Genomic DNA, 10,721 nt, shown 5'->3' on the forward strand with positions numbered 1-10,721 from the left:
GCCGCCGTGAGCGGCCACCCACCTTGCTACCATCGCACCGCCCTGATGCCCCCGCCATGAGATTTTCATCCGCACCCTCCAGCCTGCCGATGCGGCTGCAGACCCGTATCGGCCTGTCGCTCGGGGTGCTGATCCTCGGCGTGTCGATCGCCCTGGCCCTGCTGCTCGGCCGCATGGCCGAGGACCGGCTGGTGCGGCTTGGCGCGCAGAACCTGGGCGCGCTGACCGACCAGATGGCCCGCGAACTCTCGGCCGGCATGCACCAGTTCGCCCGCGAGGTGCTCAACCAGACCTACCGCGACCGCTACCGCGATCCGGAATCGACGCCCGCCCAGCTGCGCGAGGCGCTGGAGGAATTCCAGCGGGCCAATCCCGAGTTCTCCTACGTGTCGATCGTCGACGTCGCCAGCCGCCGGGTGGTGGCGGCCAACGGCGGCATCTTCGAGGGCGGCCTGGCCACCGGCCGGCCGGTGTTCGAGCAGGGCCAGAAGGGCCTGTTCGTCGGCGACGTGCACGACGCCGTGCGGCTGGCCGAACTGCTGCCGCGTCCTGCCAGCGGCGAGCCGCTGCGCTTCCTCGATTTCGCGGCGCCGATCCGCGACCCGCAGGGCCGCGCCTTCCGGGTGTTCGGCACGCACGTAGGCTGGGAATGGGCCGGTCAGGTGCGCGACCATGTGCTCGGCCCCGCCGCCGGGCGGCAGGGCGTGGAACTGCTGCTGGTCGATACCCAGGGCAAGGTGGTGCTGGCGGCCGGTCCGCAGGCGGTGCCGGCCGGCACCGACCTGGGCGCGCTGGTCCGGTCGCTGCAGCCGGGCCGCGGCGCCGTACGGACCGCCTGGCCCGACGGCATCGACTACCTGACCGCCTCGGCGCCGGTGCAGGCCTACGGCCAGTTCCCCGGATTCGGCTGGCGGGTGGTGACACGCCAGCCCTACGACCGCAGCCTGGCGCCGGTGCGCCAGCTGCAGATGGGTTTCGTCGGCGGCGGCGCGCTGATCGGCCTGCTCGCCGCCGCGCTGGCGTGGTTCCTCGCGGGGCGGCTGGTGCGGCCGCTGCGCCGCCTGGCCGACCAGATCGACCGGGCCGAAGCCGCCGCCGGCACCGGCAGCGGCTGGCAGGACACCCTGCCGGCCGAGGACGAGACCGGCGAGGTGCTGGCCGTCAAGCGGGCACTGGCCCGCATGGCCGACTCCGCCCGCAGCAGCGCCGACGCCTCCTCCACCAGCGCGCGGCAGTTCGAGGCGCTCGGCCATGCGCTCGACCAGGTGGTCGTCTGGCAGGCCGACGCCTCCGGCCAACTCGGCTACGTCAACCAGGAGTGGCTGCTGGCCGGCCGCGACGCGGCCGACCGCAGCGTCGCGGCGATCGCCGACCTGCTGCACCCCGAGGACGCGGAGGCGTTCCACGCCGCCTGGCGGCAGAGCACCGCCGACGGCACCGACCTGTCCTGCCGGATGCGGCTGCGCCGGCCGGGCGAAGCCGCCTTCCGCTGGTGCGACATCCGGGCGCGCGCGGTGCCTGATACCGACGGTACGGTGCAGCGCTGGGTCGGCACCATCTTCGACATCGACGAGATCGTGCGGCTGGCCGACGCCACCCAGCGCGCGCTGGAAGAGGAAAAGGCGGCCCGCGCCCAGTCCGACCGGCTGGCGCGCATGCGCGACGAATTCCTGGCGACCGTCTCCCACGAGCTGCGCTCGCCGCTGAATGCAATCACCGGCTGGTCGGAGATCCTCGCGCGCAAGCGCACCGACGATCCGATGATCGTGAAGGCGAGCGAGGCGATCCGCCGCAATGCCCGCCAGCAGGCCGGCCTGATCGACGACCTGATGGACATGACCGCGGTGATGGCCGGCAAGATGGTGCTGCAGACCGCGCCGGTGGACTTGGCCGAGGTCGCGCGCAGCGTGTACTTCTCCCATCTGCCGGCGGCGCAGGCCAAGGGCGTGGCGCTGGCCTGCGCGCCCGGCGGGCCGGTGGTGGTTGAAGGCGAGGCGCGACGGCTGGAACAGCTGCTGTCCAACCTGGTGGGCAACGCCGTCAAGTTCACCCCGGCCGGTGGCCGCATCGACCTGAGCGCCGAGGTCGACGGCGCCCATGCGGTGCTGCGGGTCTGCGACACCGGCCGCGGCATCTCCGCCACCTTCCTGCCGCACGTGTTCGAGCGGCTGCGCCAGGAAGACGGCTCGGTCACCCGTAGTTCCGGCGGCCTGGGCCTGGGCCTGGCGATCGCGCAGGGGGTGGCGGAGCTGCACGGCGGCCGCATCACCGCCGAAAGCGAAGGGCCCGACCAGGGCGCCTGCTTCACCGTGCGGCTGCCGCTCGCCGCCGACGGCCCGGACGCCCTGCCGGCCGGCAGCGCACGGGCCGCGGCGCCCGGCGGCATCGGCGACGTGCTGCAGGGCCTGCGGGTGCTGCTGGTGGACGACGAGCCCGATGCCCGCGAAGTCGCGCAGGTCGCGCTCGCCTCCTTCGGTGCCGAAGTCCGGGCGGTCGGCTCCGCCGCCGAGGCGCTGGCGATCCTGGAGACCCACCGCTTCGACCGGCTGGTGTCGGACATCGGCATGCCGGTGATGGACGGACTGACGCTGATCCGCACGCTGCGCCAGCGGCCCGGCGGCAGCGCGGGCGACCTGCCGGCGGTGGCGCTCACCGCCTTTTCGATGGCGACCGACGTGCGCGCCGGCCTCGACGCCGGCTTCCAGGGCTACGTCGCCAAGCCGATCGCGCTGCAGCCGCTCTACGACGCGATCCGGCTGGCGCTACAGCGCTGAGGCCGGAGCCGGCCGATTGCTATATTTTCGATAGCTGCTCGCGCAGGCTCCACCTGCGCGAGCGACCCAAAACCATCGGAAATGCCCCGGCGGCAGCGCCGCTCAGGCGCCGTGGCACTTCTTGTACTTCTTGCCGCTGCCGCAGGGGCACGGGTCGTTGCGGCCCGGCTCCGCCTCCTTGCGCAACGGCGTGACCGCCGGGCCGATGCTCTTCCAGATCCGGCGGATGTCGTAGACCGCCCAGATCGCCTCGCCGTAGTCGTTGAGCCGCTGCTCGCTGATGGTGGGCGGGCCGTCCTCGGCGAACATCGGGATCTCGGGCGTGCCGCTGTCGGGCTCGGTCAGGCCGACAATGGTCTGCAGCGCACCGTCGAGCCACTCGGCGGCTTCCTTGTCGCGCGGCGGCGCCCAATCGTCCTCCCAGTTCTCGACCGCGTACATGAAGCCGAGCGCCCAGACCTGGGCGATGGAGGGGATGTCTTCCTCGGCGATCTCGGGCCGCTCTTCCGGCGGCAGGGCGGCGATGGCGCCTCGCACGTCCATGATCTCGGGCTGGAAGCTGCGCTCGTCGTCGAGCGATTCGACCTCGGTGTCGAGCGAGGCGACGATGTCGTCCCAGCGGCGCTGCCACAGCTCCAGGAAGCGGCGCTGCTGGATCGGGCCGGAGAACACGCCGCCGCCGGCCTCGGCCAGCGGCGCGCCGGGCGCGGGCGGCGCGGCGCCTTCGCCGAGCAGCACTTCCAGGTACTCGGCCTGCGGGATCGGCCGGCGGCAGCAGATCACCGCGGCCATGAAGCCGTCGCAGAACTCCCACTGCGGAATTTCGTCGTCGCGGGTGCGCAGCTCGTCGAGGATCTCGTCGAGCGCGTCGAATTCCTCGGGCGCGAGCGGACCAGCGGGTGCGGTGGCGGAAGGGTCGGTGGTGTCGGTGGCGTCGGACATGGGCAGCGGGGTGAAAAGGGGATCGGGGGCGCGGTGTCCGGCAGGGCGCACGGGCCGCGGGACATCGGCCGCGCGATACACGGCCGGCAGAGGCGGCTCTTATCATCGGCCGGCCGGGCCCGCGCGGGGCGCGGCGCATGCGCATCACGCCGCGGGCGGGCCAGTGTAAGCCGCCATCCCGCCGCCCCCTGAGGAAACCCCATGTCCGCTGTCCCTTCCGGGCCCTCCCGGCCTTCGCTGCACGGCGCCCGCCGCGGCTGGGGCCGCTATCCGCTGCGCTATGCGACGCTGGCGCTGTGCGCGGCGGCCTGCGGCATCGCGCTGGCGGTGCTGGCCGCACGCGGCTTCTCCTTCGCCGCTGCCGGCACCGCGCTCGTGGCCGGGCTGCTGGTGCTGGTCGGCCTGCGCGACCTGCGGCAGCCGAGCCACGCGATCCTGCGCAACTACCCGGTCATCGGCCACCTGCGTTTCCTGTTCGAGTACGTGCGGCCGGAGATCCGCCAGTACTTCATCGAGAGCGATACCGAATCGCTGCCCTTCTCGCGCGCGCAGCGCTCGCTGGTCTACCAGCGCGCCAAGGGCGAGCCGGACAACCGCCCGTTCGGCACCCAGCTCGACGTGGGCCGGCAGGGCTACGAGTGGATCAACCACTCGATGGTGCCGACGCACCTCGACTCGCACGACTTCCGGGTCTGGATCGGCGGCCGGCCGGATGCGCCGTCGCCCTCGCGCGAGCCCTGCACCCAGCCCTACCACGCGAGCGTGTTCAACATCTCGGCGATGAGCTTCGGCTCGATGTCGGCCAACGCGATCCTGGCGCTCAACCAGGGCGCCGCGACCGGCGGCTTCGCACACGACACCGGCGAGGGCTCGATGTCGCGCCACCACCGGGTGCACGGCGGCGACCTGATCTGGCAGGTGGCGTCGGGCTACTTCGGCTGCCGCAACGACGACGGCACGTTCAGCGAAGAAAAGTTCGTGCAGAACGCCCGCGAGCCGCAGGTGAAGATGATCGAGATCAAGCTGAGCCAGGGCGCCAAGCCCGGCCACGGCGGCATCCTGCCCGGCACCAAGGTGACGCAGGAGATCGCCGAGGCGCGCGGCGTGCCGGTGGGCAAGGATTGCATCTCACCCTCCTCGCACAGCGCCTTCCATACGCCGCTGGAGCTGATGGACTTCATCGCGCGGCTGCGGCGACTCTCGGGCGGCAAGCCGGTAGGGCTCAAGCTGTGCATCGGCCATCCGTGGGAATGGTTCGCCATCGTCAAGGCGATGCTCGCCACAGGCATCACGCCGGACTTCATCGTGGTCGACGGCGCCGAGGGCGGCACCGGCGCGGCGCCGGTGGAATTCACCGACCACGTCGGCGCGCCGGTGCAGGAGGGGCTGCTGCTGGTGCACAACACGCTGGTCGGCGTGGGGCTGCGCCGGCAGATCAGCATCGGCTGCGCCGGCAAGGTGATCAGCGCCTTCGACATCGCCCGCTACATGGCGCTCGGCGCCGACTGGTGCAACGCCGGGCGCGGCTTCATGCTGGCGCTCGGCTGCATCCAGGCGCAGACCTGCCACACCGGCAACTGCCCGACCGGCGTGACCACGCAGGACCCGCTGCGCCAGCAGGCGCTGGTGGTGCCCGACAAGGCGGCGCGCGTCGCGCACTTCCACCGCAGCACGCTGGAGGCGCTGAAGGAGCTGGTGCAGGCCGCGGGCCTGGACCACCCGCAGCAGATCAGCGCCCACCACATCGTGCGCCGGCTGACCGACACCGAGGTGCGGCTGCTGTCCAACCTGATCCTGCAGGTGGCGCCGGGCGCGCTGCTCGGCGACCTGGCCTCGCTGCCGACGGTGTTCCGCCACTACTGGCCGCTGGCCAGCGCCGAGAGCTTCCGCGCGGTGGAGCCGGCGCCCGGCCCGCCGGCCCAGCATTCCGGCGCGACGGTGGCCACCGGCCTGCTGGCGCCGATTGAGGAACCCTGACCGTGTCCGGCGCCGTCCGCACCGCCCCCATCGCGTCCACGCGCTACGACGATTTCCTGCGCGAGCGGCTGCGCGAGCAGACCGAGCCGGTCCAGCACTACCGGCTCGACGACCAGCAGGTCTGGATCAAACGCGCCGGCGTGCCGCATGCGCGCTGGCCGTTCTGGCTGCTCGGCCTGCTGGCGCGGGCGGTGCGGCTGCCGCTGCTGGCGCCGGTGCCCAACCCGGGCGGCCGGGCGTCGATCGACACCGAGGCGCGCCGGCTGCGCGACCTGGCGCTGCGCGGCCTGCGGGTGCCGCCGGTGCTGGCCCAGCAGCCCGACGGCTTCCTGATGGGCCACCTGGGCACCGCCGGCCAGCCGACGCCGTCGCTCGCCGAGGAAATGAACGAGAACGTGCGCGACGGCCGGCCGCAGGCAGTGCTGCCGCTGTTCCGTCACGGGCTCGACGCGATCGCGCGGGTGCACCGGGCCGGCACCTGCCTGAGCCAGGCCTTCGCCCGCAACCTGGTGCGCTGCCCGGACGGCGTGGTCGGCTATGTCGATTTTGAGGACGACCCGCAGGCCGCCCTGCCGCTGGCGCAGTGCCAGGCACGCGACATCCTCTGCTACGCGCATTCGGCCGCCGTGTACCTGCTGGAAGCCGGTGCGCTCGACGCGGCCCGGGCGCCGTGGGCAGCCTGGCTGGCGCAGCAGCCGCCGTCGGTACAGGCCCTGGTCGCGCAGGCGATCCGCCGCATGGGCTGGCTGCGCCGGCTGCCGACCGACCGCCGCTGGGGCCGCGACCTGCAGCGCGCGCGGGCGGCCTGGTCGCTGCTGGCCGAGGGACCGGCTCGGGAAAACCCCTAGGGGCGTGCCACATTCCGTAACAGTTAGCGCGCCTTCACAATCGCTTTACCTGGAGACGGAACCATCGCCGTCTGCGCCCTCGTTCCCGCACCTCCCATGACCTTCGTTTTCCCGCTGCGTGCAGTAGCGTACGGCCCGCTCCTGCCGGCGCTGGCCCTCACCCTGGCGCTGGCCGCCTGCTCGCGCAAGCAAGAGGCACCGCCGCCGGCGGGCCCCCAGGAAGTCGGCGTCGTCACGCTGAAGCCGCAGCGCCAGACCTTCACCACCGAACTGCCCGGCCGCACCAGTGCCTACCTGACCGCCGACATCCGGCCGCAGGTCGGCGGCATCGTGCAGAAGCGGCTGTTCACCGAAGGCGAGACGGTGCGCACCGGGCAGGCGCTCTACCAGCTCGATCCCTCGATCTTCCAGGCCACGCTCGCCAGCGCCCAGGCCGCGCTGCAGCGCAACCGCGCCACCGCCGGCGCCGCCGAAGTCACCGCCGGCCGCAATGCCGAGCTGGTGAAGATCGAAGCGGTCAGCAAGCAGGTCAACGACCAGAGCCAGGCCGCACTTGCGCAGGCGCGAGCCGACGTGGCGACCGCCCAGGCGACGGTCGAGACGGCCCGGATCAACGTCGGCTTCACCCGCATCACCTCGCCGATCTCGGGGCGCATCGGCATGTCCAGCGTCACGCCGGGCGCGCTGGTCACCGCTAACCAGGCGACCGCGCTCGCCACGGTTCAGCAGATCGACCCGCTCTACGTGGACATCACCCAGTCCAGCGCCGAGCTGCTGCGCCTGAAGCGCGACTTCGCCGCCGGCCGGCTGGTGCGCAGCGGCGCCGATGCCGCGCGCATCCGGCTGCTGCTGGAAGACGGCAGCGCCTACGGCCGCGACGGCCGGCTGCAGTTCGCCGGACTGAGCGTCAACCCGACGACCGGCGCCGTCACTCTGCGCGGCACCGTCCCCAACCCCGACGGCCTGCTGCTGCCCGGCATGTACGTGCGGGCGGTGCTGGAGGAAGGCGTGGACGAGGACGCGCTGCTGGTGCCGCAGCAGGGCGTGGTGCGCGATGCGGTCGGCCGTGCCACCGCGCTGGTGGTGGACGGCCAGGGCAAGGTCGCGCGCCGCACCGTCACGCTCGGCCGTGCGGTCGGCAACCGCTGGGTGGTGGCGAACGGGCTGGCGGCGGGCGACCGGGTGCTGGTCGACGGCCTGCAGAAGGTGCGGCCGGGCGATGCGGTCCGGCCGACCGAGGTGTCGCCCGACACGCCGCCGCCGGCCCGCAACGGGCAGCGGCCGGGCGGCAACGGCAACGGCAGCCCCGCGCCGGGCGCGGCGCCCGGGGCGCCTGCCGCGGCAGCGGCCTCCGCGCCGGCGGCGGCCCCCGCCGCGCCGGCCCGCTGACGGAGCGCCCGCCCCATGGCACGCTTCTTCATCGACCGGCCCATCTTCGCGTGGGTGATCGCGATCGTCATCATGCTGGCCGGCGCGGTGTCCATTACCACGCTGCCGCTGGAGCAGTACCCCAACATCGCGCCGCCCGCGGTGTCGATCACCGCCAACTACAACGGCGCCTCCGCCAAGACGGTGGAGGATTCGGTCACCCAGGTGATTGAGCAGCAGCTCAAGGGCCTGGACAACCTGATCTACATGGCCGCGACCAGCAGCTCGTCCGGCCAGTCGCGCACCACCCTCACCTTCAACGCCGGCACCAACCCCGACGTGGCGCAGATGCAGGTGCAGAACAAGCTGCAGCAGGCGATGCCGCGGCTGCCGCAGGCGGTGCAGAGCCAGGGCGTGACGGTCACCAAGGCCGGCAACGACTTCCTGATGATCGTGTCGCTGTTCTCCGAGAACCCGGCGCTCACCCGCACCGACGTCGGCGACTACATCGCGAGCAACCTGGTCGACGTGATCGGCCGGATCGACGGCGTGGCCGAGGTGCAGGTGCTCGGCTCCGGCTACGCGATGCGCATCTGGCTCGACGCCCGCAAGCTCGAGAAATACGCGCTGATCCCGTCGGACGTGAGCGCCGCGCTCAACGCCCAGAACGCGCAGGTCTCGGCCGGCCAGCTCGGCGGCCTGCCGTCGCTGCCGGGCCAGCAGCTGAATGCGACCGTCACCGCCCGCAGCAAGCTCAACACGCCGGCGCAGTTCGAGAACGTGGTGCTGCGCACCGCGACCGACGGATCGCTGGTGCTGCTGAAGGACGTCGCCCGGGTCGAGCTCGGCGCCGAGAGCCTGACGATCCAGTCGCGGCTGGCCGGCCAGGCGTCGGCCGGCATGGGCATCGTGCTGGCCAACGGCGCCAACGCGCTCAAGGTGTCGGAAGCGGTGGTGGCGCGGGTGAAGGAGCTGGAGCCCTTCTTCCCGAACCAGATGAAGGCGATCGTCAACTACGACACCACGCCCTTCGTGCAGGCCTCGATCCACGAGGTGGTGAAGGCGCTGCTGGAAGCGATGGTGCTGGTCGTGCTGATCATGTACATCTTCCTGCAGAACTTCCGCGCCACGCTGATTCCGGCGATCGCGGTGCCGGTGGTGCTGCTCGGCACCTTCGGCGTGCTGTCGGTGCTCGGCTACTCGATCAACACCCTCACCATGTTCGGCATGGTGCTGGCGATCGGCCTGCTGGTGGACGACGCGATCGTGGTGGTGGAGAACGTCGAGCGGGTGATGACCGAGGAGGGCCTGTCGCCCAAGGAGGCCACCCGCAAATCGATGGACGAGATCACGCCGGCGCTAGTCGGCATCGCGCTGGTGCTGTCGGCGGTGTTCATCCCGATGGCCTTCTTCGGCGGCTCCACCGGCATCATCTACCGGCAGTTCTCGATCACCATCGTCTCGGCGATGGCGCTGTCGGTGCTGGTGGCGCTGACCCTCACGCCGGCGCTGTGCGCGACGATGCTCAAGCATGTGGAGCACGACGAGGGCGGCCACCGCCGCATCCGGCGCGGGCCGCTCGGCTGGGCCGACCGGTTCTTCCGCTGGTTCAACCGGGTGTTCGACCGCACCGCCGCCGGCACCGAAGGCATCGTCGGGAAGATCATTCGCCGCAGCGGCCGCACGATGGTCGTCTACCTGCTGCTCGCGGGCGGCATGGCGGTGCTGTTCCTGCGGCTGCCGACCTCCTTCCTGCCGGTAGAAGACCAGGGCATCCTGACCGTCGACATCCGCCTGCCGCCGGGCGCCACCGACACCCGCATCCAGCAGGTGGTCGCGCAGTTCGAGGACTACATCCGCCAGCAGCCGGAAGTGGTGACCTACAACGTCTCCACCGGCACCGGCGGCGACCAGGGTTCGGGCCGCGCCTTCATCAAGCTGAAGCCCTGGGAGGAACGGCCCGGCGCCGAGCACACCGCCGAGGCGATCGCGCGCCGTGCCAATGCGGCGCTGTCGAAGATCCGCGACGCGCGGGTGCTGGTGCTGCTGCCGCCGGCGGTGCGCGGGCTGGGCTCCAGCGCCGGCTTCAACTTCCACATCCAGGACACCGGCGGCCTCGGCCACGACGCGCTGGTGCAGGCCCGCGACCGCTTCATCGGCGAAAGCCGCAAGGATGCGCAGTTGACCGGCGTGCGCACCAACAACCTGGAGGACGCCGCGCAGTTCGCGGTCGACATCGACGACCGCCGTGCCGGCGCGCTCGGCCTGGCGACGGCCGACATCAACTCCACCCTGTCGAGCGCCCTGGGCGGCACCTACGTGAACGACTTCATCGACCGCGGCCGCGTCAAGCGGGTCTACATCCAGGGCGACGCGCCCTACCGCATGCTGCCCGACGACGTCGGCCGCTGGTCGGTGCGCAACAACGCCGGCCTGATGGTGCCCTTCTCCTCCTTCTCCAGCCAGCGCTGGGACTTCGGCTCGCCGCAGCTGCAGCGCTTCAACGGCAAGCCGTCGTACGAGATGCAGGGCAGCGCGGTGGCGGGCGTCAGCTCGGGCGTCGGCATGCAGAAGGTCGAGGAGATCATGAAGGGCATGCCGCCCGGCATCGGCTACGAATGGACCGGCGCCTCCTTCGAGGAACGCCGCTCCGGCGCGCAGGCGCCGCTGCTCTATGCGGTATCGATCCTGTTCGTGTTCCTGTGCCTGGCCGCGCTGTACGAGAGCTGGTCGGTGCCGTTCTCGGTGATCCTGGTGGTGCCCCTGGGCATCGTCGGGGCGCTGCTGGGCATCGGCATCCGTGGGATGTCGA

At 72.0% G+C, this 10,721-nt stretch carries 6 protein-coding genes; 5 read left to right on the forward strand and 1 reads right to left on the reverse strand.

What is annotated here, in order from left to right; translation table 11 throughout:
• Positions 1–56: 56 nt before the first annotated feature.
• Positions 57–2,774 carry an ATP-binding protein gene (locus QZ500_RS05870; RefSeq protein ID WP_295852109.1) on the forward strand — a complete coding sequence of 906 codons (2,718 nt, stop codon included), beginning with the start codon at positions 57–59 and terminating at the stop codon, positions 2,772–2,774.
• A 102-nt stretch (positions 2,775–2,876) separates the two neighbouring features.
• Here QZ500_RS05870 and QZ500_RS05875 read toward each other — a convergent pair whose 3' ends face one another.
• Positions 2,877–3,716: a UPF0149 family protein gene (locus tag QZ500_RS05875; protein WP_295852114.1), complete on the reverse strand. Its 840-nt coding sequence runs from the start codon at positions 3,714–3,716 to the stop codon at positions 2,877–2,879.
• Between the two features lie 201 nt (positions 3,717–3,917).
• On the opposite strand from QZ500_RS05875, the gene QZ500_RS05880 reads away from it, so the two are divergent.
• The 4 genes from QZ500_RS05880 to QZ500_RS05895 form a co-directional block, all read left to right on the forward strand.
• Positions 3,918–5,693 (forward strand): FMN-binding glutamate synthase family protein, encoded by a 1,776-nt coding sequence (locus tag QZ500_RS05880; protein ID WP_295852116.1) that lies wholly within the window; start codon positions 3,918–3,920, stop codon positions 5,691–5,693.
• Positions 5,694–5,695: 2 nt separating this feature from the next.
• On the forward strand, positions 5,696–6,541 hold the full coding sequence (locus tag QZ500_RS05885) for a hypothetical protein (RefSeq protein WP_295852119.1): 846 nt from the start codon (positions 5,696–5,698) through the stop codon (positions 6,539–6,541).
• A 96-nt stretch (positions 6,542–6,637) separates the two neighbouring features.
• A complete protein-coding gene (locus tag QZ500_RS05890; protein ID WP_295852120.1) occupies positions 6,638–7,930 on the forward strand; it encodes an efflux RND transporter periplasmic adaptor subunit in 1,293 nt (430 codons plus the stop codon).
• Between the two features lie 15 nt (positions 7,931–7,945).
• The coding region (locus QZ500_RS05895; protein ID WP_295852123.1) for an efflux RND transporter permease subunit at positions 7,946–10,721 on the forward strand (2,776 nt) is incomplete at its 3' end.

Source organism: uncultured Xylophilus sp. (assembly GCA_913776965.1).
Taxonomy (GTDB): Bacteria; Pseudomonadota; Gammaproteobacteria; order Burkholderiales; family Burkholderiaceae_C; genus Xylophilus.